This is a genomic window from Roseovarius sp. BRH_c41, from assembly GCF_000961715.1.
Lineage (GTDB): Bacteria > Pseudomonadota > Alphaproteobacteria > Rhodobacterales > Rhodobacteraceae > Roseovarius.
In genome coordinates this window covers 1-26999 of sequence record NZ_LADY01000058.1, presented here as the reverse complement: position 1 = coordinate 26999, position 26999 = coordinate 1, and the positions used below count along the sequence as shown (strand labels likewise).

Below are 26999 nucleotides of genomic sequence, written 5' to 3'. Positions count from 1 at the left end.
ATGGCTACCAAACCGTTTTTCCGCCGTCGCAAGGTTTGTCCGTTCTCGGGCGATAGCGCGCCCAAGATCGACTACAAGGACACGCGCCTGCTGCAACGCTACATTTCCGAACGCGGCAAGATCGTCCCGTCGCGCATCACCGCCGTTTCGGCCAAGAAGCAGCGTGAACTCGCGCGCGCCATCAAGCGTGCCCGTTTCCTCGCCCTTCTGCCCTATGCCGTGAAATAAGGAGACCTCAGATGCAAGTGATCCTTCTTGAACGCGTAGCCAAGCTTGGCCAGATGGGCGACGTGGTCGACGTCAAGCCCGGCTTTGCCCGCAACTACCTGCTGCCGCAGGGCAAGGCGCTGTCGGCGTCGGAAAAGAACATTTCCGATTTCGCAAGCCGCAAGGCCCAGCTTGAGGCGCAAAACCTCGAGACCCGCAAAGAAGCCGAAGCAATGGCGGACAAGCTGAATGGTCAGCAGTTCATCGTCATCCGCCAGGCCTCTGACAGCGGTGCGCTCTACGGCTCGGTCAGCACCCGCGATGCGGCTGAGGCCGCAACCGAGAACGGCTTTACCGTCGAACGCAAGCAGGTTGCCCTGACCCGTCCGATCAAAGACCTCGGTCTGCATGACGTGCTTGTCACGCTGCACCCCGAAGTCGTGGCGACGATCCAGTTGAACGTCGCCCGCTCGGTCGAGGAAGCGGCCCTGCAAGCCTCCGGCAAGAGCATCCAGGATGCCGCCGCCGAGGCCGATCAGGCTGCCGACTTCGAGATTGCCGAGTTGTTCGATGACATCGGTGGCGCCGCTGGCGACGAAGACGATTATTCGAATCGTCGCAACGACGACGACAATAACGCCTGATATCAGCGTTTGTTTCCAAAGCAATGCCGCACAGCCTGCTGTGCGGCATACGCTATTGACAAGACTGTCGACAAAACGCGCCACTCAATGATAGTCTCGCGTCTAGTGTTATTTTTTCTGTAGTCCGTGTGGTTCAAACGCCGTAAACGCCCCGCCGGGTCGTCTCTGCAATGTGCGGGATAGTCGGCATTACTGCCACGATAGCACTTGGGCCTGCCTTGACATGGAAAACACACATTTCATTTCGACGACGAACATCCGGTTGGCTCGGGCAAATGTCGCTTGTCTGACTCGTCGCCAATCTACGGTTCGCTCAGGGGACACGGCATTTCTATCCATTGCACTTGCGACACGCCCTTCGAAGATGATCGAAGAGGCGCGCTAGATGGCTCAGACGAATCCTTTCCGACAGTTTCTCGACGATTTGCGTGACCGATTTGAACTCGATCATGTCGCCTACGCAGGTATGAATCCGATCAGTGGTGCGTCTCACGGCCATATGACCTATGGCGAGGATTGGACGGCCCATTACCTTCAGAACAAGTATTATGAGATTGATCCGACCTTGCTCAAGGCGCGGCACAGCATAGCGCCCGTGGATTGGCACCGACTGGAACGCGGGGCAGAGTTCCAGACGATCTTTCGGGACGCGCGCGACTTTGGAATTAGCGACCGAGGCCTGACGATTCCAATACATGGTCCCTACGGCGATGTCGGCGGCCTGAGCATCAACCGCGATTGTTCCGACCGCGAATGGCATCTCCTTATTTCCGAGATCATCGGGGATCTACAATCGGCCGCAGTGCATATGCATGACATGGTGATCCAAGCCGATCCCCTGACCCGCATGCTCAACTCTCCGTCCCTGTCGACCCGCGAGATCGAGATCCTGCAATGGACGGCTGCAGGGAAATCCCAACAGGACATCGGCGACATCCTGTCGATCTCTCACCGCACGGTCGAAGTGCACCTGCGCTCTGCCCGACAAAAACTGAATGCGCTGACGACTCCGCAGGCCATTGGCCGCGCTATCAACCTTGGGTTGATTTATCCGCGCTGACTTCGTGCAGGTTATGATCGAACTCCAGAAATTTTTAACTTTTCCAAGACGATAATCACGCTTTGGTGTGTGAACGTGCACGGCAGTACGGGATTTCCCCAATGGTATAGCGCGTGGATTTTACTAACCTTGGAATTGCGAAAGCCACCACTCACACGGAACACGCATCTTTTGGGGAGAAACAAAGATGATCTTGGTAATTGACGCTATAAACAAAGACCGATTCGGTCATGTGCTGGATGAGATGTTCAAACTGCGCGCACGGGTATTTGGGGACCGTCTGGGCTGGCAGGTCGACGTCAAAGACGGACGTGAACGCGACCTCTTCGACGATCTCAATCCGGCCTATGCCGTTGGCCTTGACGACGAGGGGAACGTAGTTTCTTGCGTGCGCGCCCTTCAGACAACCGGGCCACATATGCTCTCGGATGTGTTTTCCGATATTCTCAATGGCGAGCCACCGCTGCGAAGTGCGACCCTGTGGGAATCCACCCGGTTTTGCGTCGACACCCGCCGTTTGGGGCGCGGGCGTGACCGCAACTCGGTGTCCTACGCCACCTGCGAACTGATGATTGCCTCGCTCGAGGCAGCCAAGCGTGCCGGTGTCAGTGACATCGTGACGGTGATCGACCCCGTCATGGACCGTGTCCTGAAACGTTCGGGCAATGCACCTTATGACTATGTTGGCAAGATTGCCGATATGGGTAAGGTGCCCGCCCTCGCCGCCCTGCTGGATTGCACCGATGAACGCATCAACCGCATCCGCGAGTTTGGCGGAGTTGAAGGGGATGTTTTTATCACCGATGACGCAGCGCTTGCCCTGCCGGCAATCGCTGCGCATGTGAAACCGAAATCACCGCTCGAAGACTATTGCGACGAGCAGATTTCAGCAGCCACCACCGACAAGGAGCGGCTCGCCGCTCTGCGCCTCAAGGCAGCCCTTGAGGATAAGATTCGTTCGCGCATGGACATGCGAGCCTGACCCCCAGGGGCACGCTATCCTGACCGGCGATTGGCACTATCGCCGCATCACTTGCGCTCGAACGAAAAGGGCCGCCCCACTTCTCCCCGGGGCGGCCCTTCATTATTCAGGACATGGTATCAACGATCACTCGTCGTTCATGGTCTCGATGGCCTTTTCCAATTCTTCTTTGGACAGTTCCTTGTCGGTCACATCGGCAAGTTCAACCACATAGTCGATGACTTTGTCCTCAAAGATCGGCGCGCGCAGCTGCTGCCGCATCTGCGGGTTCTTCTGCACGAATTCAAAGAATTCCCGCTCATGGCCCGGATACTGACGCGCTTGGTTCATCACCGCTTGGGTCATCTCGGCATCTGAAACCTGCACTTCGGCCTTTTGCCCAAGATCCGCCAACAACAAACCCAGACGCACGCGGCGCTCGGCCAGCTTGTTGTGCTCGTCGGTCACGTCGATCTCGGGGTGATCGTGGCCGTGAACATCAGGATTCTCCTCGTGCCAGAGCTGATGCGCGATCTGCTTGGCCTCGGTTTCGACCATGCTCGGCGGAAGCTCGAAGCTGACCTTCTCATCCAGCTGATCCAGCACATGACGCTTGAGGATCGCGCGGGCTGCCCCGGAATACTCCATTTCCAGCCGCTCACCGATTTGCGTCTTGAGCGCGGCCAGATCTTCCGCGCCGTACTTCTGCGCCAATTCGTCATTGATTTCAGCTGCGACAGGCTCTCGCACAGACTTGATCGTGCAATCGAACACTGCTTCCTTGCCCGCCAGATGCGCAGCCTGATAGGCTTCGGGGAACGTGACCGTGACAGCCTTTTCTTCCTCGACCTTGACGCCAACGAGCTGTTCTTCAAAGCCGGGAATAAAGCTGCCCGAGCCCAAGACCAGCGGGTAATCCTCGGCACTTCCGCCGTCGAACGGCTCGCCATCGACCTTGCCCACAAAGTCGATCACGACCTGATCGCCGTCCTTGGCTTTGGTGCCCTTCTTGCGATCCTTGAAATCCTGCGCATTCTCGGCGAGGTTCTTGAGCGCCTCATCGACTGCGGCATCATCAGCCTTGGCGACCAGACGCTCCAGCTTGAGCGACTTGAGATCAACCTCGGGAATCGCGGGCAGAGCCTCGTAGCTCAGCTCGATCTCGACATCGTCGCCCTCTTTCCATTCCTGATTGGCCATCTTGACGTCAGGCTCGAACGCGGGACGCTCGCCCTTGGCCTCGAAATGGGCCTTCATCGCGTCATCGACGCTCTCTTGCATGGCTTCGCCCAGCACGCGCTGACCAAACTGCTTCTTGAGCAGCGGCAGCGGCACCTTGCCCTTGCGAAAGCCTTTCAACTCGATATCGGGCTGAGCTTCCTTGAGCTTGGCATTCACCTTCTCGTCCAGATCCTTGGCCGACAAGGTCATCTTGTAGCCGCGCTTAAGCCCTTCATTCAGGGTCTCGGTGACCTGCATGTTCGTCCTCTCATATGCATCGGGCCGCGGAGGCGTCCGCGGCGGTCAAAATCACGCGTGTTCTATTGAGGCACCCACAAACCTGCAAGTGAAATCCGGCATGGTCCGACCTGCCGTGTGTCTGGTGCGGGTGAAGGGACTCGAACCCCCACGACTAAGTCGCCAGAACCTAAATCTGGTGCGTCTACCAATTCCGCCACACCCGCATCATCCGCGTCCCGTTGCCGGTCGCTGGCGCGGTCTCTAGCAAAGCGTTGGGATAGATGCGAGCGGAAAATTCAGGCGCTGATCGCCGGATCATGGCGAAAAAAACGTAGGACATTAACCCAATCTTGCCATATTGTGTTTGTAATCTTGAGGCAGATAACAAGCGAGACACGCCATGAAACCGAAAACGGTCGGGCGGACAGACGGCGGGTTGACCGTCTTGCCCCCTGTGGACGTCTGCGGCCTTTGGGCCGACAGCATCATTCTTACCCTCGACGGCGAACGTCGGGTGGCCGATCTTCGGGTGGGCGACCGTGTCATTACCCGTGACAGCGGTACGGCGGTTCTCACTGGCATCGCCCGGCATACGCGGCGCACCCCTGCGGTACGGATCATGGCCGGGTCCCTTGGGCATACACGGCCGGAACAGGATGTGACCTTGCCGGCGGACCAACCAATGCTCGTGCGTGACTGGCGTGCAAAGGCGCTCTTTGGTGATGCACAGGTTCTAGTGCCCGCTGAACGTCTGGTGGATGGCGAATTTGTAACCTTGGAACCGGCGCAGGATATGACCCTCTTCGTGCTCGACTTTGCCGTGCCCCACATCCTCTATGTCGATGGATTGGAATTGGCCAGCAGCCCCGAAATGCGTCTCGACGCCCGCGCCGCCTAATCGACCAGCGCACGCAAGACCTTGGGTAACTCCTCGGGTAAATCTTCGGCGATCAGCCCGGGGCCATAGCTTCGGGCGCAGGCCGCATGAAGCCATGTGCCCATTTCTGCGGCCTGCATCGGGTCGAAACCGCGCGCCATGAGACCCGTGATGAAACCCGCCAGCACGTCGCCTGATCCGGCCGTCGCCAACCAGGGGGCTGCGTTGTCGTAATGGGTGGAACTGACCGCACATCGGCCCTGCGGATCGGCAATCACCGTATCGGAGCCTTTGTAAAGCACCACACAGCCTGCCCGCTTGGCCGCCGCACGCGTTGCATCCACCTTGGAATAGACCGGCCCGTTTAGGGGGGGCGCGGCCAGATTTTCAGCGATGTCCGGAAAGAGTCGCGCAAATTCTCCGGCATGCGGCGTCAGAACACACGCCGGATGCAGCATGGCAAAGAGAGCCTCCGGCCCATCCTCAAAGGCCGACAGCGCATCCGCATCCAGCAGAACAGCCAGTTTGCGCCCCGCTCCCACGACCGCCGGAACCAACTCACACGCGCGACGCCCGCCCAACCCCGGCCCAAGGCAGACTGCCGTAATCCGGGGGTCTTCAATCATCTCGGCCAGATCATCGCCCGTCCCGATCCGCCGCACCATCACTGCCGTAATCTGACAGGCGACCTCCATCAGTGCGGCGGGTGGTGCGCCCAAGGTCACCACCCCGGCCCCGATGCGCAGTGCAGCGCGCGCCGCCAAACGCGCAGCCCCCGTGCGCCCTGCCCCGCCGGTCAGAACCAACGCGTGGCCATTGGAGTATTTGTGTGCGCTGCCCGTCTTGTTGAGCATCTCCGGCGCAGGCGTCTCGATCAGCCTGACCGCTCCCTCAACCGAACAAACGCGCAAACCGATCTCGGCACGAACCAGCCGTCCGCAATGCGCTGGACCCTCCGCCAGATGATGGCCAGCTTTCGCACCGTGAAAGGTGACGGTCAGATCGGCATGGACAGCCCCCGCGCCTAGAACCCGCCCACTGTCGGAACACAGGCCCGAGGGCAGATCAACCGCCGCAACCCTGCCACTGCGCGGGCAGAGCGCCCAGTCCAACGCCACCCCTTCGAGCGGTCGGATCAGTCCGATCCCAAAGAGCGCATCAACATGCAGATCCGCTTCGATCCCCCCTGCCGCTTCCAATGGCGAAACCACCCCAATCTCGCACCAGCGATCATAGTTGATCCGCGCATCAGGCGGCAAGCGGTCTGCAGTCCCCAATGAATGCACTGCAACCTGCCAGCCCCAATCGTGCAGCAGGCGGGCGATCACAAACCCATCGCCGCCATTGTTGCCCGGCCCACAGACCACGACCGCCCTGTGCGGTGCGCGCTCCAAATCCGGCCACGTCTCAAAGACCGCCGCAACAAATCCTCGTCCGGCACGCTCCATCAGGTCACGCCCGGAGGCAGCGCCCGACTCAATCGCCGCCTGTTCGAGAGCACGCATTTGCGCGGATGTCAGAAGGTTCACCATGTTCCGCCCCTTACCAGCCGTTTCGCGATTCAATTTCGCTGAATTTTACACCTAATCGCCTATTATTTAGGCAACACTTACCCTTCGCGCCGGGATTGCCCACATCTCAGAGCGTAACCGATTGAGGCCCCCGCTGAGAAGTGGTCTGCACGTTCCGAAACGTAACCGCGGGAGGCCCCAGCCGATGAAAAAGATCGAAGCGATCATCAAGCCCTTCAAACTCGACGAGGTGAAGGAGGCGCTTCAGGAAGCTGGCATTCAGGGCCTTTCGGTCATCGAGGTCAAGGGGTTTGGCCGCCAGAAGGGCCATACGGAGCTTTATCGCGGCGCTGAATACGTGGTTGATTTCCTGCCTAAGGTGAAAATCGACGTCGTGCTCGATGACGATCAGGTGGACGCGGCCATCGCAGCAATCATCGACGCGGCCAAAACAGACAAAATTGGCGACGGCAAGATATTTGTCAGCCCCGTCGAACAAGCCATTCGCATCCGTACCGGTGAATCCGGTTCAGACGCGCTCTGATATCTACTCCAACAAGAAAAGGACAAGAGAATGAGCAACGACGCAGTTCTCAAGCTGATCAAAGACGAGGATATCGACTATGTCGACATCCGCTTCACAGACGTGCGTGGCAAGCTGCAGCATGTGACCGTGGTCGCCGATTTGGTCGATGAAGATTTCCTCGAAGAAGGCTTTATGTTCGACGGCTCGTCGATTGCCGGCTGGAAGTCGATCGAAGCCTCCGACATGAAGCTGATGCCCGACACTGAAAGCGCCTATGTCGATCCGTTCTACGCGGAAAAGACTCTTTGCATTCATTGTTCCGTGGTTGAGCCAGATACCGGCGAATCCTATGACCGCGACCCGCGCGGCACGGCGGAAAAGGCCGAGGCCTATCTCAAATCCTCCGGCATCGGCGATGTGGCCTATTTCGGTCCCGAAGCGGAGTTTTTCATCTTTGATGATGTCCGTTTCTCGAACACCATCAACAAGGTCTCCTATCAGGTCGACGCCGTTGACGCGTCCTGGAACAGCGACACCGAATACGAGATGGGCAACACCGGCCATCGTCCCGGCCTCAAGGGTGGTTATTTCCCGGTGAACCCGGTTGACGACGCCCAAGACCTGCGCGCCGAGATGCTCTCGACCATGAAGCGCATTGGCATGAAGGTGGACAAGCATCACCACGAAGTTGCAAGCTGCCAGCACGAATTGGGCCTGATTTTCGGCACGCTGACCAAGCAGGCCGACGAAATCCAAAAGTACAAATACATCATTCACAACGTCGCACATGCCTATGGCAAGTCGGCTACCTTCATGCCAAAGCCGATCTATGGCGACAACGGGTCGGGCATGCACGTGAATATGTCGATCTGGAAAGACGGCAAGCCGCTCTTTGCCGGTGACAAATATGCCGACCTCAGCCAAGAGGCGCTTTATTTCATCGGTGGCATTCTCAAACATGCCAAGACGCTGAACGCCTTCACCAACCCCGGCACCAACAGCTACAAGCGGTTGATCCCCGGCTTCGAGGCTCCCGTTCTGCGCGCCTATTCGGCCCGCAACCGCTCGGGCTGCGTGCGTATTCCGTGGACAGAGAGCCCCAAGGCCAAGCGCGTCGAGGCCCGTTTCCCCGACCCTAGCGCAAACCCCTATCTGGCGTTCTCGGCTCTGCTGATGGCCGGTCTGGATGGTATCAAGTCCAAGATCGACCCGGGCGAGGCCATGGACAAGAACCTCTATGACCTGCCCGCCGAAGAGCTCAAGGACATCCCGACCGTCTGCGGTAGCCTGCGCGAAGCGCTGGATTGTCTCGCGGCGGACCATGACTTCCTGCTGGCTGGCGACGTGTTCACCAAGGATCAGATCGAGGCATACATTGCCCTCAAGTTTGACGAGGTCCACAAATACGAGCACACGCCTCACCCGGTCGAATTCGGCATGTATTACAGCTGCTGAGCCATCAGGCCTTTGCAAAAGATCAGGGGCACCCCAATCGGGGTGCCCTTCTTCACACCCAGATCACCGTTGCGTGATTGGCATCAATGCTACGATTTTTGAGCAATTGCCCTAATCTATCCTCATTTGAAACAAACTAGCTCCTCCTTCGATTGTCATAACGGGATCAATCACAACGTTGACAATGGAAAATCCCATGGCCAATTCCACTCACAGGGTTACGGCAGGGCTAGTATTTCTCGGTACGAGAACCTTCGACATTGTCCGGATCGGAAACCGGATCAGTATGACATTGGACTGGTTGGACGAGCAGACAACAGGGCTGCGCGTGCTGTCTGACAGCACGGCACATCTGCACTCCGATAACTACATCCTCAGAATTGAAATCAAGCCAGACCACAAGGTTGTCAGGCTTGATCAAAGGGTTGAGCATTTTCTGGCACTCAGCCTGTCCCAGATTGATCCCGAAGCCCCGCCCAATGCAGAGCTGGCGCTATCGGTCATGGCGCATGTGCTACGGTCCCTGCATTTCACACTCGCCCCGGACTATGTGCAATGGGTTCATCCCCTGGCACTGCTGAGCCACGCTGAGTTTCTCGAAGCGGTCACCTTGCAAGAAGAAGAAGAGGCTGTGCCACAGGCCGAGATCATTCCGTATCCAAAGGCGCAAGCCGCCCGCTCCCGACTCCCAGATATCGAGTCCACCCATCATGCGCTGCACGCTCGGTTTGTATCTGAGCAGCACAACGATCCGGATGCCCACGTAACGGGGGCGCTCCGGTCCCTATTCCGCGAGACGTTGGAGCATAACGAAGCCGACAATCCTACGGCAGACGGGGTCCGCGAAAGCACGGCACCTTTGCGTTTGGCAGTCTGGATGATGACGATCACCCTGGCCCTTTTTGCGTTGCCCGTGGCGGCGGCCCTCGCTGTCGTTAACCTGCTACGCGGCGAGAACCTGCGCTTGGCCTCGCAGGCAGCGGCCCTGAGCGGCTTTTTTCTTACGTTGCAGGCGCATGGAGCAACGGCACAGGCGCTCCAAGCGGTGCAGGATCTGCTGGGATGACGCATCAGCGTAAATTCCCACCAGCGCCGCTCTTGTGGTGCGCGTGGGGGGCGTTACACTCTACCCGAAAGCTGTTTTACGGGAGATTTGTAATGTTGAACACTGATAACCGCCGACTGCGGCCTATGGCACTTGGTCTTTGGCTGAGCCTTGCCGCGACCGGTGCAGCGGCGGCGCCTTGCGGCAACAGCGCTGACGGGTTTTCCGCATGGAAGGCTGCCTTTGCCAGAGAAGCCGCCGCCGAAGGCGTGGGGCAACGCGGTCTCGACGCATTGGCAAGCTCACAATATGCCAGCAGTACCATCGCGGCCGATCGCAACCAGAAGAGTTTCAAGTACAGTCTTGAGAAGTTCCTGCAGGTGCGTGGCGGTCCGACCATTGTGGCACAGGGCCGCAAACGACGCGTGAATGACGCCGCCTTTTACGACGCGCTGGAACGGCAATATGGCGTGCCAGCCGGTGTTCTGATTGCCATTCATGGGATGGAAACCGGTTTTGGCGGCTTTATGGGCGATAGTGCCGTGGTCGCGGCGATCGTGACGCTGACCTATGATTGCCGACGTTCGGACTTTTTTCGACCGCATGCCCTTGGCGCGCTACAGCTCGTTGATCAGGGCGCGATCACGGCTCAGACCAAAGGGGCGAAACACGGCGAACTCGGTCACACACAGTTTTTGCCGGGCAATGCGCTACGCTACGGTGTCGACGCCAACGGCGATGGCCGGGTTGATTTCTACAACCTCACCGACGCGCTGGCCTCCACGGCCAATTTCCTGCGCCAAAAGGGCTGGCAACCCGGTCAGGGATATCAGGAAGGCCAACCCAATTTCGCAGTCATCCAACAATGGAACGCTGCAAGTGTCTACCAACAGGCGATTGCCCTCATGGCAGCGCAAATTGATGGCGGGTGACGCGCTGTCGCGCTCTCCCCTCTCTCACTGTAAACGTGCCAAGTATGTCCGGTTTCATCTGAACCCTCTCAAGAACGGGGCATGAAATGAGCAGACAGAGTTTCGGCCAGATTGCCGCATTGGAATTTTTCGACCCGCCGGAAATGGCCTTTCCGGACATTGTCGAGGAATTTGACATCGCATCCCAACGCCTTGCGCCGCAGCTGCGCCGCTTGACGTGGGATGGCGAAGACATCGCGCTGATCGACCGGGACGCCGTGCGCATAGCGCTCGGCTGGCTACCTGCCGCGACCGAGGACCGGCCGAGCTATCTGGTGCTGGCAGTCGGTCCGCGCAACACCAAGCGCGACGGTCATCTTGACCCCGAAGCCTATGAGATGCTGACGCGACGGCTGGTCGAGCGGGTGCGCAGCTATCTGCCGTTTGACGCGGTTCTGCATGGGGCGGCCAACCGCCCCGTTGGAAGCACCCTTCTTGACATGACCTTCGAGCTGCTGGCGGGCTGCGCGGGCGATGCCGCCCGCACACGCCGTCCAGCCCATGGTGTGGGGAAATCTCCGGTCAGGCGCAAACGCGAAGACCCTGAGACAGAACTCAGGCCGAAGCCAGACCGCACTCCTCCCGAGGCCGAAGAGGCTCAGTTGGCCCTTCCCGGTGTCTCGGTTCCCATGCGGCTGACGATTATAACCTTTGGCCTCACTCTCTTCCTGCATGTGCCCCCCCTCGGCGCGGCACTGCTGACGTATACCACCCTACGCGAGGCGCAGCCGCTCTTCAGCTAGACAACACCCAAGGGCAGCCCCCGCGCGCCGCGCCTGCGCCGTCACACCTCGACCGTGCGGCGGGACAGGATGTAGGTGTGAATCGAAAACACGCAGGCCCGCGTTGCAGGAAGCCGCAACACGCATTGCCGCTCACTGCGCAAATAGGGGTAATCGGCACTGGCACTGGGCTGCACACGCGCCCGTGGCTGATGCAACGTCGCATCGGCATAGCGCAGCGCGTTAAACCGCCAGAGCGGTCGCCCGGCTTGCACCCCGTCAAAGAGCCGTTGAACCCGACGCGCGAGCCCCTCATCATAGGCCTTGACCGGCACATGAATTGCCGTCAACGGACGGCCAATCTTATCCGCCAAATGCCAACTCGCCGGAAAGCACAGCACCGCCGCCGTGAGCACATGCTCATCGCCACGCCGCTCCATGATGCACAGATCCTCTTGCACCAGATGCCCCAGCGTGCCCATCGGGTCGCGGCGATCAATCGGCACCACCACGCCATCCGGGCGGCGCACATGCTGTGCAGAAATCTCGTAGCCTTGAGCATATTGACCCAGCCAGTCCAACACAAACTGCAATAGCTCCGACGCGGCAGGATCAGCCCCTTCAGTGACCGCGAGCACCTCTGCGCGCGCGGCGGCGAGCAAACGCGCCCGTTCTGCCATTTGGCCCGAGAAGGCCTCATCAACCAAAAGCCAATCGGCCATGTCGAGCGGAGAAATCCCCGGCAAGGCATGTGGCCCTTCCGGATCATAGGGCAGTCGGGTCTGGAGAATCTCTGTCATGGCAGGACTTTAGCCAAGCACCCCATGGGCTGCATCCGCTAAATCATCCGACCGGCGATAGCGCGTCACCATCCGGTAATCCTTGCGCGGCCCACGCACGTGCCACGTGACCCTGAACGCGGGCCATTCGGTAAAATCATAATGTCCCTCATACTGATCCGGGTCGCACCAATGCCGGGTGTCTCCCCCCGATGCGGGCACGCTATGAAAAAACCGGCCATCCGCGAACCAAACCGAGAGGTCGTGGGTCCAGACATAGCGGCGCTCGCCTTCGAAACGCAGACCACTGGCAAGCAGCATCTGCCCGGACTCGTGATAGGCCAGAGCCCCTGCTGCATCAGGCCGCCAGACCGCGCGCCCCGTGAACTGCGCTGTCGTGCCATCCGCATGCCGGATATCCCGCTCGATCAGCCAGACACCTTCAAAATCGTTCAGGATGACAGATTTTCTCATATGTCACCCCTGCGACAGCGCAGCACGATTCGCAAGCCAGACCGTAAAGGCCGCATTGACGGGGACAAGTCTGGCCCCAGGCGCAAACTCACCCAACCACCCACAGGACAAGACATCTGTGGCTGAGGGCCACACGTGCGGATTTCTGACGTGAACGCTTCCAATACCCTTAGGCCCATGTCAATCCACAACCCAAACCGGAACAAAAGTCTGTTCGCGCCGGGCCGACCTATTCCTCTGAATAGGCTATCCCCCCGGATAATAGTCCATTTTCCACGTTTTGACTAAATCTGACGGGTCAAAAGGCTGACGCGTGTCCCGCGCAGATTGTGCGAGGCAACCGGGAATTTGCCTCACGTCCGCTGACATCTGACAGTTGGAGGAAGTCACCATGAGTTTTCAGCTCAAGGCGAAATCATTATCCGACGAGACCTATTCTGAGGCGCATTTTGGCGCGAATGTTCTGGGTCTTCGGGATCGCATTGGCGAGGACGGCACCTTTGATGATGTCGTCGACCACCTCTCGGTGGATCACCTCCGCTATCCCGGCGGCAGTCTGACCGAAGATCACTTTAGCCTCACCAACCCCGACAGCGCGATCGCGACCAGCCACACGACCGGCGAAAAGGTCGAGATCATGCCCATCAGCGAGATCTTTGGCTTTGCCGAGACTCAGGGGCTTGGAATGACACTGGTTCTTCCCACGCGTATATTTATCGGCGAAGAGGTCGACGCTCACGGCAACCGTCTGCCGGACATTGACGAGGAAACGCTCCGCGGATTTCTGCGCGATCTGTTCGACGGAAAATTCGGTTCGCCGGATTTGCAGGCCATTGAGCTCGGGAGCGAATACTGGGGCAGCGGTGAGATGAACTCGTTCGAATACGGACGTCTGGCCGCAGACATGGCCGTCATCGTCAACGAAGAGATGACAGCCCACCCGAATGCAGAGCTGTTCACCGAAACAGATGTGCTCGTCCAGATGGGTTTGAACTATGGCTCCGCCAGCCTCTCCGACAGCTTTGATGGCTCGGGCCAAGAGCAACTGGCTGCCTTGAACGAGACCTACGGGCTGACCCTTGCGCCAGATGTCTATCTCTATTCCTCTGGCAATGTCGCTTGGGCCAAGGTGGCCAACGCCATTATCGTCAACGAATTCGACACAGCCGCAGAGCAAGACGCCATCGACGCCGTCGTAGGACATATTTATTCCAAAGGGGCCGACGCCCCAAACAGTCGCTATTTCGAACTGTCGCAGATATCCGACACCTGGGGCGAAGAATTCCCGGAACTCGACATCTATATTTCCGAATGGAACCTGAAGCGCAGCGTGTCCGAAGAGAACGAGATCGAATTTGGCCTCAGGCAGGCGCATGAAATGCTCAATCTGATGGAGGCATTTGCCTGGGGCAGTGTTGACGCCGCCGATGTCTGGCCCCTCCAGATGGACAGCCGCACCGGCCTCGCAAATACCGATGGCGATATCCGCGTGCCCGGCGAAATGTTCCGCCTGATGGAACAGACATTGCCCGGCATGCGCCCCTTGACGCTTACCGACAGCCAAGGGCGCGAGACCGAGATAGAGGACGAAACCGCCGATGCCCATGTATTCTATGCCCCGGATCGGCTGGTGACATTTCTGGCCTCCACAAGCGACACAGCAAGCCAAGAGACCGTGGATTTTTCAGATCTGGTCACGACTATGGGTGAAGTTACGATAACCCGCCTCGGGGTGGCCGAGGGCGAGTCTCCCACACACTCGGCGGCCGCTCCCTCGGTGACCCAAGAAAACCCGGCAGACCTGATCGAGGACGGAATTCTCATCGCCGATCTCGCACCCCACGAGATACTGATGATCGAAATGTCCAATCCGACCTATTCGTCCCCTGTGGAGGCGCTGGCCGCAACCCTGCCCGTCATTCCAGAGATCACGCAAGGGGCTGATCCGGACCCGGATGAACCTTTGGGGGACACCGCGCCCCCTCCCGCTGAAACGGATGAAGATCCCGAACTGCCCCCGACCCTGCCGGCCCCCCCCGAGGACGAGCCGCTGGACGCGGACCCAGAGCCCGCTCCCGAGGAACACGGAGGCGGTCTTGAGTTTGGGTTCGGCGCAATCGCTTTGGCCTTGCTTCCGCTTTTGCTTCTTGTCGCTTAACGCTTAACGCACGGGACAAGTCATGGTCGCATGCAAACGCCAGCGGCGTTGCGCCCGCCTAGGGGATGTGCGTCAAACCATTGCTCGACTCTCCGCCCGCAGAGTGGTCCTGCACCCGAGTCGCCCAGACTGACCGCCCTCAAACCGGATGCGTCAACATGGGCCCGACCTCTGATCGAGCCCCGTGCTACTTTGCCGCGTTGAGACCTCTGCGAAAACCTTTGCCGAATTTACCATTATCCAATTTGCATCATCTCAAATAGCCCATTGTTTTTCATCCATATTTGCCAGGATCGAGTCTTACTGCCTCACAGTCCAAGGATGAAACCGGGTCAGAAACTGCAACTTCCAGACCAAGATTTGAGACATGGTTAACACCCTATACGGAAGCATGGGCTATCCGGCTGAATAGTATCATAAATCTCTGTTTTCCTTAGAAATTCCTTGGCAAGTAGGGGTCTACGCCACCAAGGTTCGAACCACCCGTCAAAGGTGAACGGCGCCCCCCTATTGCGGTCTTTAGGATGCCGGGGTTGCGATGCCATTTACACTTTCAGCAGGGTCCTTATCCGACACGGCCTTTTCGCAGGCGCATTTCGGTGCGAACATTCTGGGCATCAAGGACCGGGTCGGCTCAGAGGGCACATTTGACGATGTGGTCCGCACGCTTGGCGTCGAACATCTGCGTTATCCGGGTGGCAGCCTCACGGAATATTACTTCGACATCAACAATCCCGACAGAGACTTTGCCATCGACAACCTGACCGGCGAAGAGAAACCATTTCTGGCGATAAGCGATGCCCTTGGCTTTGCCGAGGATGAAGGGATTTCGGTGACCATCGTTCTGCCAACCCGTAGCTTGTTGAGCGACGAGGTGGATGCCCAAGGCAATCGCCTGCCCGAAATCGACGAGCAGGCATTGCGCGGGTTTCTGCGGGACGTATTCGACGGACGTTATGGCTCGCCTGACATTCAAGCCATCGAGCTCGGCAACGAATACTGGGGCAGCGGCGGCATGAATACCTTTGAGTACGGGCGTCTTGCCGCCGATATGGCCGTCATCGTCAAGGACGAGATGACCAGCCATCCCGAAGCGGAACGATTCTCCGAAACCGACGTTCTCATTCAGATGGGCATGAACTACGGAGCTGACAGTCTCTCACGGACTTTTTCTGGCACACCCGAAGAGCAATTGGCGTCGCTGAACGAAATCCACGGCCTGAACCTTTCCGCCGAAGAGTATATCTATTCGTCCGGCAACGTCGCTTGGACCAAAGTTGCCAATGCGATCATCATGAGCGAATTCGACACGACCACCGAGCACGAGGCAATCGACGGTGTGGTCGGGCATATTTACTCCAAAGGGATCGACACGCCGGGCAGCCGCTATTTCGAACTTTCGCAAATTCAGGACACTTGGCTCGAAGAAATGCCGGACCTTGATATCTACGCGACGGAATGGAACCTGAAACGAAGTGTCTCCGAGGATGAAGAGTCGGATTTCGGGCTGAAACAAGCGCATGAGATGCTGAACGTCCTCGAAGCGTTCTCTTGGGGGGGCGTGGACGCCGCCCATGTCTGGCCACTGCAGATGAACAGTCGCACCGGCTTGGCCGATGGTGAGGGCGAAGGCGATATCCGCGTTCCCGGCGAAATGTTCCGCATGATGCAAGAGACACTGCCCGGCACCCGCCCGCTTGCGCTGGCCGAGAGCGTGGGCCGCGAGACAGAGGTCTCCGGCGAAACCGCTGATGTGCACGTTTTCTTTTCGCCGGACCGGATGGTGACCTTCATTGCCTCCACCAGCGATGAATCGAGCCAGGAAGTTGTGGATTTCATGAATATCCTCCGGGATCTGGGAGATGTTTCCATCACGCGCCTGGGCGTGGCCGACGGCGAGAACCCCAGCCTGTCAACCGCAGAGCCGGTCGTGACCGAAGAGAACCCGAACGACTTGATCGAGGATGGTATCCTCATCGCCGATCTCGCGCCCTATGAAATTCTGATGATCGAGATGCACAATCCGACCTTTACGGCAGAATTCGCCAACCTGACCCAAGACGCCACAGAAATCCCCGATTTCATGGACGCGGAGACGCCTGAAAATACCCTCAACCCCTCGGATGTCGTGCAGGCCAATGGCACGTCGCCGGATGCCGATGACAGCTTGATCCCCACTTTGCCCGCAACCGAAGACCAGAGCGAAGGACCAGAACAAGCAGCCATTTCCGACGATGACAGCGGCGGCGGCGGTGACTTCGGCTTTGGCGCATTGGCGCTTGCCTTTTTGCCTATCCTGTTGCTCGCGGCCTGATCCAGTCACGACAGAGCGGCGCGGGTTGCCGCCCTCCTCTGCACGCATTACAAGCGCGACGAACCCTCATTTCCGACAGATCAAGGATCGCCGCATGATTCCCCGCTATTCCCGCCCCGACATGGTCGCCATCTGGGAACCCGCCACCAAATTCCGCATCTGGTTCGAAATTGAGGCGCATGCCTGCGACGCCATGGCCGATCTGGGTGTGATCCCGCGCGCGAATGCGCAGGCGGTCTGGAAAGCCAGGGAGGTGGAGTTCAACGTCGCCCGCATCGACGAGATCGAGGCCGAGACCAAGCATGACGTCATCGCCTTTCTCACCCATTTGGCCGAGCATGTAGGCTCTGACGAGGCCCGCTTCGTGCATCAGGGCATGACATCTTCGGATGTGCTCGACACCTGTTTCAATGTCCAACTCACCCGCGCTGCCGATCTCCTGATCGCGGATATGGAGGGGCTGTTGACCGCGCTCAAGCGCCGCGCCTATGAGCATAAGGACACGCTGCGCATCGGGCGCAGCCATGGCATCCACGCAGAGCCCACCACCATGGGCCTGACCTTTGCCCGCTTCTATGCCGAGATGCAGCGCAACCTGCGCCGCCTGCACACCGCCCGAGAAGAGATCGCGACAGGTGCGATTTCCGGTGCCGTCGGCACATTTGCCAATGTCGATCCACGCGTCGAGGAGCATGTCTGCGCCCAGCTTGGCCTGACACCCGAGCCGATCAGCACCCAAGTGATCCCGCGCGACCGCCACGCGGCGTTCTTTGCAGCACTTGGCGTCGTCGCCAGCAGCATCGAAAATGTCGCCATCGAAATCCGCCACATGCAACGCACCGAAGTGCTGGAAGCCGCCGAGTTTTTCTCGATGGGGCAAAAAGGCTCGTCCGCCATGCCGCACAAGAAAAACCCGGTGCTGACCGAGAACCTCACCGGCCTTGCCCGTCTTGTGCGCATGACGGTTGTGCCCGCCATGGAAAACGTGGCCCTCTGGCACGAGCGCGACATCTCGCACAGCTCTGTCGAGCGCATGATCGGTCCGGATGCCACCATCACCCTTGATTTCGCCCTCGCGCGGCTGACCAATGTGATCGACAAACTCTTGGTCTACCCTGAGAACATGATGGCCAATATGAACAAGTTTCCCGGCCTCGTGATGTCGCAGCGCGTCCTCCTCGCCCTGACCCAAGCCGGCGTGAGCCGCGAGGATGCCTATCGCCTCGTGCAACGCAACGCGCTCAAGGTCTGGGAAACCGGCTGCGATTTCAAAACCGAGTTGCTGAATGATGCAGAGGTCACAGCCGCCCTCAGCCCGGCGGAAATTGATGAAAAATTCGACTTGGGCTATCACACCAAGCATGTGAATACGATTTTTGCCCGGGTTTTCGGGGAATCATGATAGCCTTATCGCCTGTCCAACAGGGAGACATATGATGAAGTTGAAATTCGGATTGGCCGCCCTTGCGCTTGTCGTCACACCCAGCCTCGCCTTGGCCACCGGGGGCTGTGACTACGACAAACAGAAACAGGCGATTTCCTGCGTTGCAGGCACCGCATGGGACGCGGCGACCAATAGCTGCGTGCCGCAAACTTCTAGCTGATGGTAACGGGGCGGGATCACTGCCCGCCCCTGCTTCACCGTGCTCTAAATACTCAACTGGGCCGCGCGCGCCTCAGAGATCGCGGGTTGCGAATGTGCCAATCCCGAAACTTGCCGACATCTGCGCCACGTCGATCTGCTTGCCCGCGTCCGGCCCGTCGGCCTCGCGCGCCGCTGCCGGATAGATCCAGTCGGGACGATCAAGAATGACCTCGCGCAAGACCTGCGCCCCCCGCGTCACCCGCAAGAGATAGCGCTCGCTCTCCTCGCCAAGCGGCACATCAGGCGTATCCCAACGATCTCCGCCGATCCGCGTCCGCCTGATCCAGGTCACGGCCAAATCCCCCCCCGCCTCGACAACCCGCAGATGCACCGGCGCATAGGGGCGCAGACCCACCCCGTCAAAGGCAATCACAGCATGTGCAAAACTCGGATCATCCACCGGCCGTCCGCCCGGCCCGATCCGGTAATGCAGCGCCTGTCCGCGCTGCGACTCGGTCAACTCGATCTGCTGCGGCACACCGTTGAGCCGAACAAAAAAAGACCCCGCAGGCCAGACGCCATCGCCCGCCCTTTCCGTGCCCAACTGCCCCCGCAGCCGGTGGCGCAGAATATAGGTCTCGGGCGCCACCAATTCGGCATCGCGGAACTGCAAAACTTCCCATCCCCCCGGCGTGCCATCGCCAATGGCGCAGAGATTGCCGCCATTCAGCAGCGCCGCATCGCCCACGCTCTCCAGCGTCCCAAACCGCATCCGCACGAATAGCCCATCGCCCCGGTCGATCCGCCCCATGGGCGCGGGCAAGAGCGGTATTTGCGTCACCCCCACCGTGCTGCGCGCGGCAATCAATGCGTTGAGCCGGTAATTGGCATCCTCAGCGGAGGAATAGACCGCCGCCGTTCCGGGCCATGGATTGCCCAGCATTGCGATATGCGGCGCATGCGGCACCTCCTCGCCGGTCAAGAGCGGCAGATCGAGGAAAAGCGGCGTCACCGGCCCCGGTGCCACAAACGGGCGCAGCCGCGCCGGATTGTCCTCGATCAGAATGGGCCGATAGCTCTCGGGGTCGATCCGCACCGCATCGACGCGCTGCGCATTGCCCATCTGCTCTACCCGGTCGATGCGAAACCGCGCACCGCCCGCGCCCTTGGGCAGCATAATCACATCGCCCACCCCGGCGGCCAATTGCGAAGGCGGCAGGGTCAGGCGCAGCGTATCAATCGACACCAGCGCCTCTGAGAGCCACCGCTCCACCACCTGCCGTCCCTCGGCCCGCGTCAATGCCAGCGGCATCTCCGAGGCCGCCACCGCATGTGTGGCCTCATCAGGCAAGATTGCCTCTTCGGAAATTGCCTCATAATCGGCATCCGCCTCCAGAAACCGCAGCCGCACCCGGCCCGCCAGTTCCAGATCATTGCCACGCAATTCCTCTATGATGCCGCCCAATTCCGGATCACGCACCACCAGATCAAGATCAATCCTATGGTCCACCCGTCCGTTACGAGCCCGAAATTGCAGCACTCCATCCCGCTCGATCGCATCGAGACCATAGGCCAGCATCAAAGGCTGCAACGTGGCGCGCGCCTCGCTGACCTGATCCACAAGATAGCCCCGCAAGAACCCCTCGGCGCGGCTTGTCTCAAGGTCACGCACACCGGCGCGCGCCGCCACTTCGCCAATCACATCCGCCAGCCGCCACCCGCTCACACGGCCATTGATCCAATGCCCCCGCGCATAATTCGCACCATCCGACCAGAGGTCGAGATTGCCGGGAAAATAGGGATAAGGCCGCGCATCCCAAGCCCAGACATAGGCGTGATCCATATCAAGCATCCGTCCGTCGAACTCCTCCGAGAGAGGATTGTGGACAGGATCGCTCCAATAGCCCGCCATGGCCCGCAGATATTGCAACTGGATCAGCTCATCGCGCTGCCCCGTGGACTGGCGCGGCAGGCTTGACTCCGATGATTTAGGATCAAGGAACTTGTTGGGCTGATTGGTGCCCTTGTCCACCGCCGCACAGCCATATTCGGTAAACCGGATCGGCTTCGATTGCGGCACCCATGCGGTTGGCTCCGGCGCGCGCAGGCCTCCCACCCGCTCGAAATGCCGGTTTTCCCACCAGCCCCGCAGATCCTTGAACCGCCAGATCCACGGCTCACCGAACGCGTCATCGGTGATCGGCACCCGGCGTTGCGCCGCGCGCGCCTCTGACGTGGGGTAAAACCAGTCATAGCCCTCACCCCCCTCGATGTTGGCCTGCAGATAGTCCAGACCATAGATCGACGGCCAGTCGCGCGCGTCAAGGTGCTCATCCCCCTCGCGCCAATCGCTGAGCGGCATGTAGTTGTCGATACCGACAAAGTCGATATTGGCATCCGCCCACAGAGGATCGAGGTGAAAGAACCGGTCGCCGTCGCCCGGCTGATAGCCAAAATATTCCGACCAATCCGCAGCATAGCTGATCTTGACCTCCGGCCCCAGCAAGGCCCGCACCTCCGCCGCCAAGGCAATCAACTGCGCCACCGCCGGAAAGCTGTGATCCGCCCCCCGGATCTGCGTGAGGCTGCGCATTTCCGACCCGATGCAAAAGCTTTCGACCCCGCCCACAGCGGCACAGAGCGCCGCTTGATGCAGGATAAAGCGGCGATAGGACCACTCATCCGGCCCGTGATAGGTCACCGGGCTGCGCTTCACCGCGCCACCAAAGCTCAGGATATCCACCGCACCAGTGCCGGGGTCTTCCTCCACCTGCGCCGCAATCGGTGTCACGGTGAAATCCGCCGCCCGCGCCGTGCCGAAAAATGCCACCACCTCCGCTTCGGCCTCTGGCATGCCATCGGGGCTGCCTGCCTGCCCCGGCGCCTTGGAGGTCGTGATACGCCCACGCCACGGCAAAACCGCCTGATCCTCGGCCTCGCTCCATGGATCGGGCAGGCCGTTGCCCGGCATCTGCTCCATCAGGATGAAGGGGTAATAGAGCACCTCTTGCCCCGCTTGTTGCAGCGCCAAAATGGCCTCGATCACCGCCTGATCGGTCGGCGTGCCACCATAGACCTCGCGGCCCTGCGCATCCTTTGGCACCTCGCCCGCCTGCGCACGGCTCAGGCTCGCGACCTGCCACGGCATGTTCGACGCCTCGAATTGCTTTTGCTCCACCCGTGGCCTGATCTGGCAAACCCCACAGCGCAGATCGTCCCCGAACCAGCTCACGATCAACGAGGTGGCCCGACAGCCCGGCAGTTCCTCAACCAACGCCTCCAAGGACGTGGTCATATCGGCGCGCCCGGAGGGGCTGTTGATATTGGCAATCCCGTTTGCGCCCAGGCCAAAATTCATCGTGACCGGCGTCGTGGCCAGCGCATATTCGCCCGTGCCGGGCAGCATCGCCACACCCCGCACCGCCCGCACCGGATCAAGATCAGCGCCCGGGCTGCCCACCTGCGACGGACGACACACCTCGAAACTGAACTGCGGCACGCGATTGCCGAATTGGCTTATGTCCAGATCCTCGATCACCACATAGGCGGTGCCGCGATAGGCAGGCACGGTGCCTGCCCCCTCCACCGCCTCGATCCGGGGATCGGGCAATTGACCGCGCGTGCCCTTGTAGACCTGCATGTTGAGGCTTGCGGGGGCGACCTCAGTCCCGTCCGCCCAGACGCGCGCCACGCGGGTGATCTCGCCCTCGCAGAGCGCCAGCGCAAGGCTCACCGAATAGCTGATCGCCCGCGTGTCAGGCGTGGCGGCGCGCGGCGTGCCCTTACCGCCTCCGTTACCCTGCGTCACGGTCACAGTCTCGCGAAACTCGGTGGCCCAGATCACCTGCCCGCCCACGCGCATACGCCCGTAAACCTGCGGAATTGCATCGCCCTCGCCCGCGCCCGTCAGGCGCAGACGGTTCACGCGCCCCGTCTCGACCACCTCCGATCCCTGTCCCAGCAACCGCTGATCAATCGAGCGGCCAATGACCGCCCCGGCAAAGCGCCCGATCGCCACCGACGAGAGGCCAAGCGCTGTGCCCCCCACCGCCCCGCCAATCGCGGCCCCTGCGGCGGATAACAGAATGGTTGCCATGGCTCAGCCCTCCTCGGGAAATGCAAATCGCGCCACGATGCGCCGCCGCCAGGGCGCGCTGAGCGCGGTTTCGACCACGCCATGCCCCGAATAGGCGTGAATGAAACTTGCGTGCGCGCCCAGTTCCGCGACCACGCCCAGATGCTTGGCAACCGACCCTTCGCGCATGCGAAAGAGGATCACATCGCCGACCGCCTCTTGGGCCAAATCCTTAGCCAGAAAGTGCCGCGCCGCGGCCTGCCACAGCGCCTCTTGCCGCGCCGGTTCAGACCAATCCATCGAATAGGCGGGCGGGCGTTCCGGCTCAGCACCCTTGATCTCGCGCCACAGCCCCCGCACCAAACCCAGACAATCGCAGCCCGCTCCACGACAGGCCGCCTGATGCCGATACGGCGTGCCGATCCAGCCGCGCGCGGCCGCAACAATCCGCGCCCCCTGCTCGCTCATCTGCGGCTCCCGCCATCCAGACGCGGGGACTTGGTGGGATCCGTGATCGTCCAGTCATCGCCGGGAATATCCGGAAACCCCTGATAATTCAGCAGGTTGTCAAACTTGAACTGACAGGTCGTCATGCGCTTGTCGCACCCTGCCTCGATCCGCAGCGCATCGCCCGGCGTGACCGCAGCCCCCAAGGGATGCCACAGCTCGATCACCCGCCCCGCGCCCTCACTGCGGTCGCGCTTGATCAATCCGATCAGTCCCGCCGCCGCTCCGCTCAAAACCCGGATCACCCCATGCCGAAACCAGTCCTCGGCAAACCCGCCCATCTCGGCAAAGCGAAACACGCGGTTTTCCTCCACCTTCTCGGCGGGAGGCTCCGCAACATACCCCGGCGTATCCAGATCAAAGCTGCAATCGCGATCCCCCAGAATGGCGCTGCACGCCTTTTGATAGACCCGCCCCAACGGTACGTTGAGCGCATCGGTCAGCCCGCGCAACTCGGCCTCAAACGCCCCGCCGGCGCGACGCAACTCGCCCATCGTGCCGCGAAAGATCAGGCGGCGCGCTGCCACGTCCTGCCAATTCACCAGCCAAGCCCGCAACTCCGCCCCATCATAGCGCCCGGCCTCGATATCCGCCTCGCGAATGGCCGCATCGTTCAGCGCACCCAAGGCTTCGGTATTGTCCACCGACAGCCCCGTTGTCTGCTGCACCGCCAGCGCACTCAGCCCGGTATCCGGGCGAAACGCCACGCCCTCAAAGGTCAACAGCCGGTCGTGATCGGTAAACCCCATCACCACCCCGTCGCGCCGCGTCAGCGCCCAACACCGGCAGGTCGTGGTGACACCGGTTTTGAGATGCTCCAAAAGCCCGCTCATACCCGGATCTCCACGACTGGCACATTCGGCACCTCGCCTGCTTGAAAACTGGCAAGGCTGGTTTGAATGCGATCCGTATCAAACCGCACCGGCACGTCAAATTCATAGCCCGCCGTGACCGGCACGCCGCGATTGGGCGGCTCAGAAAACGTGACGATGCCAGTGAAACTATCGACCTCGTAATGTACGCCCTCTTGCATCTCGACATTATCAAGGCCCATGCGCACCGTGCCCTTGACCGGCTTCACGATGGGCCGCAGCGCAACCTCATCGCCAGACCGATAGGTTTTCAGCAGTTGAAAGGCGACCGTCGCGTCATCCCCCACCCCGATCTCCTGATCCCGGTAATCTGGCGCGGCCTTGGCCCGGCCCGATTTGAAATCGGTCCAGTCCTTCCAGCGAAACCCGAATAGTTGCCCACGCCGCGCCTCGAAAAACGCGATCAGCGCCTCGATATCGTCGAGCGACCGAAGCGCCACGCCCGCGTCATACCGCCTGCGCGCCTGCGCCCAAGGCGTGTTGCGCTCTTCAAACCCATTGGCGAGCGTGACGATATCCGTCAACCGCTCCGGCCCGCCAAGCGAGCCGAAACTCAGGCTCGCCGGAAATCTGACCTCGTGAAATCCCATGTCCCGCTCCTTATCAACGATTGCGCCCGCCGCGCCCGATCACGCGACCCAGCTGCGCCGCGATCTGCCCCTGAGAGCGGCGGAACCCCTCGGCATCGGGCGTCTGGATATTCATCACCACGCTGACGCCCCCACCGCCCTGTGCGCGCACGCCCAAACGCCCATCGGGACCACGGCTCAGCGGCATGATCGCCTCCGGCCCCGCCTCGCCCATCAACCCGGTGCCGCCCCGCATCGGAAACGTGACCGGACCAGTCACGACGCCACCACTGGCAAAGGGCTGCACCCGGCCCTGCGAAAACGACGCGCCTTTGGCAAAGGGGAAAAGCCCGCCCACCAGGCTGCCGATGCCCTGCGAAATCAGCCCACCCAGTTGATCTGTCACCGGACGTGTCGCATCGTTGAAGGCGGTATTGACCATGCTCAAGGCCAACCGCCGCAAACTGTCGGACAGGCTATCGCCATCAACCACCGCGCCGCGTATGGCCCCGCGCAATCCCCGGCTCAGCCCCCGCTCCAGCGATTGCACATCCTGTCCCGCGCTGGCAAAGCCGCCCTTTACCCGCGCCAGTTCCGCGCCAAAGGCCGCCGCCATCCCCGTCGCCTGCCCCATCGCGTCATCCAGCGCTTCAATCTGCGCCTCAAGCTCATCCACCCGCTCCAGCTCATCCATCTCTCATCTCTCCTTCTGTGTCGGGAAAGGCGCGCAACAGCGCCTCAAGCCCGTCGCGCGCCAACGGCTGAACGCCCTGCCGCTCACCCAGCATCAGGCGCAATTCCATCGGGGTCAGCGCCCAAAACTCCGCCGGTTTGAGTCCAAGTCCCTGCATCCCCGCGCGCATCAACGCGGGCCAATCAAACCGCTCGCTCACCCGCCCACCTCAGGCAAGGCAAAGGCCCGCGCCAAGAGCGCCGCCGCGGCGCGCGCCGCTGCCAGCGGCCCGCCCTCGATCTCGGCGCTCAGCAAATCCGCCGCCGTTCCGCGCCAGCCCCCGCCGCGCAGCCCCGCCACGATCAACGCCAGCACATCGCGGGTGGAAAACGCGCCGCCCTCGAACCGCATCACCAGATCAACCAGCGAGCCGCTCTTCAACCCCGCCTCCAACTCGGCCAAAGCCCCCAGCGTCAGCCGCATCACCTGCCGCTCACCACCGATCACCAGCGCGACCTCGCCTGCCCAGGGGTTGGCCATCACGATCACAGCACCGAAAAGGTCAACTGCCCCGCCGAGGCGAGTGCCAGATCATAGGTCGCCTCGCCATCATGGGTGCCGCCATATTCGATCGCCGTCACTTGGAACGGCCCCTCGATGGTGCCAAAATCCGGGATCACCACCTGAAAATCCGGCATTTCCCCGTCAAAGAAGATCTGCCGCGCCCGCGCATCGCTTGTCGCATCGCGAAAAATGCCCGAACCGCTGATACTGGCGGATTTGACACCCGCCCCAGCCAGCAACTCGCGCCAGCCCCCGGCGGACTCGAGGCTGGTCACGTCCACGCTCTCGGCGTTGAAACTGACCCGCGTGGCCCGCAGCCCCGCAACCGTCTGAAAATTGCCGCTGCCATTGAGGTCAATCTTGACCAGCAGGTCCTTGCCGTTCTGTACCGCCATTGTCGTCACTCCAGAGATTAAAGGTTACGCGTCCTCATCGACGCGCGCCTGAAAGGTCAGGTCGATCCGCCGCGCCTGACCGCCCGTTTCGCGCCGGGCGCGCGCACGCAGGAAATTGAGACTGGTCACACGACCGCGTGTCAGCGACAATTCAGCATTCACCAGCGCATCACTGACCGCACCCGCCACCGCCTTGGCCTGTTGAAATCCGGCGCTTTCGCTCACCACCGTGACGGTGAACCGATGCCAAGCCCCGCCCGCAGAGCCATCGCCACGCGCACGCACCTCCTCGGGGCCGAGCGTGACATAGAGCGGCGGCACCCGTCCGGGCGGCACCGCGTCATGGATCGCACCGCCCACCAACGCGCTCAGCGCCGCATCCTGCACCAGCCGCTGATACACCGCCGCCTGCAATCCCGCCGCCAACGCATAACTCATGGCACCACCTCCTCTTGCGCCCAGAGGCTCAGGTATCGGCCCGCGCCATCGGCTTCCGTCACCGACAGGATCGCGAAAATCCGCGCCCCATCGCGCAGCCGCTGCCCGGCCTCGGGCCGCGATGCCGCCCCCTGTGGCGCTGCCCGCACCGTGATC

At 60.8% G+C, this 26999-nt stretch carries 28 protein-coding genes and 1 tRNA gene; 14 read left to right on the top strand and 15 right to left on the bottom strand.

Annotated features, from left to right (window positions below):
• The 4 genes from rpsR to VR71_RS17630 all read left to right on the top strand — a co-directional run bounded on the left by rpsR (position 1) and on the right by VR71_RS17630 (position 2893).
• Positions 1-228, top strand: a complete 228-nt coding sequence (rpsR, locus tag VR71_RS17645) for a 30S ribosomal protein S18 (protein ID WP_008282293.1) — start codon at positions 1-3, stop codon at positions 226-228.
• Positions 229-239: 11 nt separating this feature from the next.
• Positions 240-851 carry a 50S ribosomal protein L9 gene (rplI, locus tag VR71_RS17640; protein ID WP_009818470.1) on the top strand — a complete coding sequence of 204 codons (612 nt, stop codon included), beginning with the start codon at positions 240-242 and terminating at the stop codon, positions 849-851.
• Positions 852-1236: 385 nt separating this feature from the next.
• A complete protein-coding gene (locus VR71_RS17635) occupies positions 1237-1911 on the top strand; it encodes an autoinducer binding domain-containing protein (protein ID WP_009818469.1) in 675 nt (224 codons plus the stop codon).
• Positions 1912-2098: 187 nt separating this feature from the next.
• The gene (locus VR71_RS17630; RefSeq protein ID WP_045685974.1) at positions 2099-2893 is read left to right on the top strand and encodes an acyl-homoserine-lactone synthase; all 795 of its coding nucleotides are present in this window, start codon (positions 2099-2101) and stop codon (positions 2891-2893) included.
• Positions 2894-3019: 126 nt separating this feature from the next.
• Here VR71_RS17630 and tig read toward each other — a convergent pair whose 3' ends face one another.
• Positions 3020-4351 (bottom strand): trigger factor, encoded by a 1332-nt coding sequence (gene tig / locus VR71_RS17625; RefSeq protein WP_045685973.1) that lies wholly within the window; start codon positions 4349-4351, stop codon positions 3020-3022.
• 122 nt (positions 4352-4473) lie between these two features.
• Positions 4474-4557 (bottom strand) — tRNA-Leu (locus tag VR71_RS17620).
• Between the two features lie 176 nt (positions 4558-4733).
• Here VR71_RS17620 and VR71_RS17615 point away from each other — a divergent pair.
• The gene (locus VR71_RS17615; protein ID WP_045685972.1) at positions 4734-5231 is read left to right on the top strand and encodes a Hint domain-containing protein; all 498 of its coding nucleotides are present in this window, start codon (positions 4734-4736) and stop codon (positions 5229-5231) included.
• Here VR71_RS17615 and VR71_RS17610 read toward each other — a convergent pair.
• Positions 5228-6742 carry a bifunctional ADP-dependent NAD(P)H-hydrate dehydratase/NAD(P)H-hydrate epimerase gene (locus VR71_RS17610; RefSeq protein WP_045685971.1) on the bottom strand — a complete coding sequence of 505 codons (1515 nt, stop codon included), beginning with the start codon at positions 6740-6742 and terminating at the stop codon, positions 5228-5230. The genes VR71_RS17615 and VR71_RS17610 overlap by 4 nt on opposite strands.
• Before the next feature lie 184 nt (positions 6743-6926).
• On the opposite strand from VR71_RS17610, the gene VR71_RS17605 reads away from it, so the two are divergent.
• From VR71_RS17605 to VR71_RS17585, 5 genes are all read left to right on the top strand, one after another.
• Positions 6927-7265 carry a P-II family nitrogen regulator gene (locus VR71_RS17605; RefSeq protein ID WP_008282302.1) on the top strand — a complete coding sequence of 113 codons (339 nt, stop codon included), beginning with the start codon at positions 6927-6929 and terminating at the stop codon, positions 7263-7265.
• Between the two features lie 30 nt (positions 7266-7295).
• On the top strand, positions 7296-8702 hold the full coding sequence (glnA, locus tag VR71_RS17600) for a type I glutamate--ammonia ligase (protein WP_045685970.1): 1407 nt from the start codon (positions 7296-7298) through the stop codon (positions 8700-8702).
• A gap of 196 nt (positions 8703-8898) precedes the next feature.
• Positions 8899-9768, top strand: coding sequence for a hypothetical protein (locus VR71_RS17595; RefSeq protein ID WP_296430548.1), 870 nt, complete (start codon positions 8899-8901; stop codon positions 9766-9768).
• A gap of 125 nt (positions 9769-9893) precedes the next feature.
• A complete protein-coding gene (locus VR71_RS17590) occupies positions 9894-10679 on the top strand; it encodes a lytic transglycosylase domain-containing protein (RefSeq protein ID WP_009818434.1) in 786 nt (261 codons plus the stop codon).
• Between the two features lie 86 nt (positions 10680-10765).
• A complete protein-coding gene (locus tag VR71_RS17585; RefSeq protein WP_045685968.1) occupies positions 10766-11461 on the top strand; it encodes a hypothetical protein in 696 nt (231 codons plus the stop codon).
• 41 nt (positions 11462-11502) lie between these two features.
• Here VR71_RS17585 and VR71_RS17580 read toward each other — a convergent pair whose 3' ends face one another.
• Both VR71_RS17580 and VR71_RS17575 read right to left on the bottom strand, forming a co-directional pair.
• Entirely contained in the window at positions 11503-12240 is a 738-nt protein-coding gene (locus tag VR71_RS17580; RefSeq protein ID WP_045685967.1) for a DUF3445 domain-containing protein, read from the bottom strand.
• A 9-nt stretch (positions 12241-12249) separates the two neighbouring features.
• Complete coding sequence (locus tag VR71_RS17575) at positions 12250-12693, bottom strand: DUF6314 family protein (RefSeq protein WP_009818431.1); 444 nt, start codon at positions 12691-12693, stop codon at positions 12250-12252.
• Positions 12694-13084: 391 nt separating this feature from the next.
• On the opposite strand from VR71_RS17575, the gene VR71_RS25215 reads away from it, so the two are divergent.
• The 4 genes from VR71_RS25215 to VR71_RS25210 all read left to right on the top strand — a co-directional run bounded on the left by VR71_RS25215 (position 13085) and on the right by VR71_RS25210 (position 18769).
• Positions 13085-14851, top strand: coding sequence for a type I secretion protein (locus tag VR71_RS25215; RefSeq protein ID WP_296430546.1), 1767 nt, complete (start codon positions 13085-13087; stop codon positions 14849-14851).
• A 538-nt stretch (positions 14852-15389) separates the two neighbouring features.
• Positions 15390-17165 carry a hypothetical protein gene (locus tag VR71_RS17565; protein ID WP_045685966.1) on the top strand — a complete coding sequence of 592 codons (1776 nt, stop codon included), beginning with the start codon at positions 15390-15392 and terminating at the stop codon, positions 17163-17165.
• Positions 17166-17259: 94 nt separating this feature from the next.
• Positions 17260-18567 (top strand): adenylosuccinate lyase, encoded by a 1308-nt coding sequence (gene purB / locus VR71_RS17560; RefSeq protein WP_009818428.1) that lies wholly within the window; start codon positions 17260-17262, stop codon positions 18565-18567.
• 34 nt (positions 18568-18601) lie between these two features.
• The gene (locus tag VR71_RS25210) at positions 18602-18769 is read left to right on the top strand and encodes an adenylosuccinate lyase (RefSeq protein ID WP_157046604.1); all 168 of its coding nucleotides are present in this window, start codon (positions 18602-18604) and stop codon (positions 18767-18769) included.
• Between the two features lie 72 nt (positions 18770-18841).
• Here the strand turns inward: VR71_RS25210 and VR71_RS17555 are convergent, their stop codons facing one another.
• From VR71_RS17555 to VR71_RS17510, 10 genes are all read right to left on the bottom strand, one after another.
• Positions 18842-22846 (bottom strand): glycoside hydrolase/phage tail family protein, encoded by a 4005-nt coding sequence (locus VR71_RS17555; protein WP_045685965.1) that lies wholly within the window; start codon positions 22844-22846, stop codon positions 18842-18844.
• A gap of 3 nt (positions 22847-22849) precedes the next feature.
• Positions 22850-23293, bottom strand: a complete 444-nt coding sequence (locus VR71_RS17550) for an NlpC/P60 family protein (protein ID WP_045685964.1) — start codon at positions 23291-23293, stop codon at positions 22850-22852.
• Positions 23290-24165, bottom strand: coding sequence for a DUF2163 domain-containing protein (locus tag VR71_RS17545; protein WP_045685963.1), 876 nt, complete (start codon positions 24163-24165; stop codon positions 23290-23292). The genes VR71_RS17550 and VR71_RS17545 overlap by 4 nt, the downstream gene beginning before the upstream one ends.
• Positions 24162-24794: a DUF2460 domain-containing protein gene (locus tag VR71_RS17540; protein ID WP_045685962.1), complete on the bottom strand. Its 633-nt coding sequence runs from the start codon at positions 24792-24794 to the stop codon at positions 24162-24164. Before VR71_RS17540 ends, VR71_RS17545 begins: the two co-directional genes overlap by 4 nt.
• Before the next feature lie 13 nt (positions 24795-24807).
• The gene (locus VR71_RS17535; protein ID WP_045685961.1) at positions 24808-25467 is read right to left on the bottom strand and encodes a phage tail tape measure protein; all 660 of its coding nucleotides are present in this window, start codon (positions 25465-25467) and stop codon (positions 24808-24810) included.
• Positions 25460-25666 (bottom strand): rcc01693 family protein, encoded by a 207-nt coding sequence (locus VR71_RS17530; protein ID WP_045685960.1) that lies wholly within the window; start codon positions 25664-25666, stop codon positions 25460-25462. The genes VR71_RS17535 and VR71_RS17530 overlap by 8 nt, the downstream gene beginning before the upstream one ends.
• Complete coding sequence (locus VR71_RS17525; protein ID WP_009818420.1) at positions 25663-25986, bottom strand: gene transfer agent family protein; 324 nt, start codon at positions 25984-25986, stop codon at positions 25663-25665. The genes VR71_RS17530 and VR71_RS17525 overlap by 4 nt, the downstream gene beginning before the upstream one ends.
• 5 nt (positions 25987-25991) lie before the next feature.
• Positions 25992-26405 carry a phage major tail protein, TP901-1 family gene (locus VR71_RS17520; RefSeq protein WP_045685959.1) on the bottom strand — a complete coding sequence of 138 codons (414 nt, stop codon included), beginning with the start codon at positions 26403-26405 and terminating at the stop codon, positions 25992-25994.
• A gap of 24 nt (positions 26406-26429) precedes the next feature.
• Positions 26430-26843 carry a DUF3168 domain-containing protein gene (locus tag VR71_RS17515; protein ID WP_045685958.1) on the bottom strand — a complete coding sequence of 138 codons (414 nt, stop codon included), beginning with the start codon at positions 26841-26843 and terminating at the stop codon, positions 26430-26432.
• Positions 26840-26999 (bottom strand): head-tail adaptor protein (locus VR71_RS17510; protein ID WP_045685957.1); only part of this gene is annotated, 160 nt, incomplete at its 5' end. The genes VR71_RS17510 and VR71_RS17515, both read right to left, overlap by 4 nt.

Bases quoted from the DNA above. Each gene is read 5' to 3' on its own strand.
- purB (WP_009818428.1), top strand. From the start codon at position 17,260: ATGATTCCCCGCTATTCCCGCCCCGACATGGTCGCCATCTGGGAACCC.
- VR71_RS17550 (WP_045685964.1), bottom strand. From the start codon at position 23,293: ATGAGCGAGCAGGGGGCGCGGATTGTTGCGGCCGCGCGCGGCTGGATC.
- glnA (WP_045685970.1), top strand. From the start codon at position 7,296: ATGAGCAACGACGCAGTTCTCAAGCTGATCAAAGACGAGGATATCGAC.
- tig (WP_045685973.1), bottom strand. From the start codon at position 4,351: ATGCAGGTCACCGAGACCCTGAATGAAGGGCTTAAGCGCGGCTACAAG.
- VR71_RS25210 (WP_157046604.1), top strand. From the start codon at position 18,602: ATGAAGTTGAAATTCGGATTGGCCGCCCTTGCGCTTGTCGTCACACCC.
- VR71_RS17605 (WP_008282302.1), top strand. From the start codon at position 6,927: ATGAAAAAGATCGAAGCGATCATCAAGCCCTTCAAACTCGACGAGGTG.
- VR71_RS17525 (WP_009818420.1), bottom strand. From the start codon at position 25,986: ATGGCCAACCCCTGGGCAGGCGAGGTCGCGCTGGTGATCGGTGGTGAG.
- VR71_RS17515 (WP_045685958.1), bottom strand. From the start codon at position 26,843: ATGAGTTATGCGTTGGCGGCGGGATTGCAGGCGGCGGTGTATCAGCGG.
- VR71_RS17590 (WP_009818434.1), top strand. From the start codon at position 9,894: ATGGCACTTGGTCTTTGGCTGAGCCTTGCCGCGACCGGTGCAGCGGCG.
- VR71_RS17585 (WP_045685968.1), top strand. From the start codon at position 10,766: ATGAGCAGACAGAGTTTCGGCCAGATTGCCGCATTGGAATTTTTCGAC.
- VR71_RS17610 (WP_045685971.1), bottom strand. From the start codon at position 6,742: ATGGTGAACCTTCTGACATCCGCGCAAATGCGTGCTCTCGAACAGGCG.
- VR71_RS17595 (WP_296430548.1), top strand. From the start codon at position 8,899: ATGGCCAATTCCACTCACAGGGTTACGGCAGGGCTAGTATTTCTCGGT.
- VR71_RS17520 (WP_045685959.1), bottom strand. From the start codon at position 26,405: ATGGCGGTACAGAACGGCAAGGACCTGCTGGTCAAGATTGACCTCAAT.
- VR71_RS17540 (WP_045685962.1), bottom strand. From the start codon at position 24,794: ATGGGATTTCACGAGGTCAGATTTCCGGCGAGCCTGAGTTTCGGCTCG.
- rpsR (WP_008282293.1), top strand. From the start codon at position 1: ATGGCTACCAAACCGTTTTTCCGCCGTCGCAAGGTTTGTCCGTTCTCG.
- VR71_RS25215 (WP_296430546.1), top strand. From the start codon at position 13,085: ATGAGTTTTCAGCTCAAGGCGAAATCATTATCCGACGAGACCTATTCT.
- VR71_RS17635 (WP_009818469.1), top strand. From the start codon at position 1,237: ATGGCTCAGACGAATCCTTTCCGACAGTTTCTCGACGATTTGCGTGAC.
- VR71_RS17630 (WP_045685974.1), top strand. From the start codon at position 2,099: ATGATCTTGGTAATTGACGCTATAAACAAAGACCGATTCGGTCATGTG.
- VR71_RS17565 (WP_045685966.1), top strand. From the start codon at position 15,390: ATGCCATTTACACTTTCAGCAGGGTCCTTATCCGACACGGCCTTTTCG.
- VR71_RS17580 (WP_045685967.1), bottom strand. From the start codon at position 12,240: ATGACAGAGATTCTCCAGACCCGACTGCCCTATGATCCGGAAGGGCCA.
- rplI (WP_009818470.1), top strand. From the start codon at position 240: ATGCAAGTGATCCTTCTTGAACGCGTAGCCAAGCTTGGCCAGATGGGC.
- VR71_RS17545 (WP_045685963.1), bottom strand. From the start codon at position 24,165: ATGAGCGGGCTTTTGGAGCATCTCAAAACCGGTGTCACCACGACCTGC.
- VR71_RS17575 (WP_009818431.1), bottom strand. From the start codon at position 12,693: ATGAGAAAATCTGTCATCCTGAACGATTTTGAAGGTGTCTGGCTGATC.
- VR71_RS17615 (WP_045685972.1), top strand. From the start codon at position 4,734: ATGAAACCGAAAACGGTCGGGCGGACAGACGGCGGGTTGACCGTCTTG.
- VR71_RS17535 (WP_045685961.1), bottom strand. From the start codon at position 25,467: ATGGATGAGCTGGAGCGGGTGGATGAGCTTGAGGCGCAGATTGAAGCG.
- VR71_RS17555 (WP_045685965.1), bottom strand. From the start codon at position 22,846: ATGGCAACCATTCTGTTATCCGCCGCAGGGGCCGCGATTGGCGGGGCG.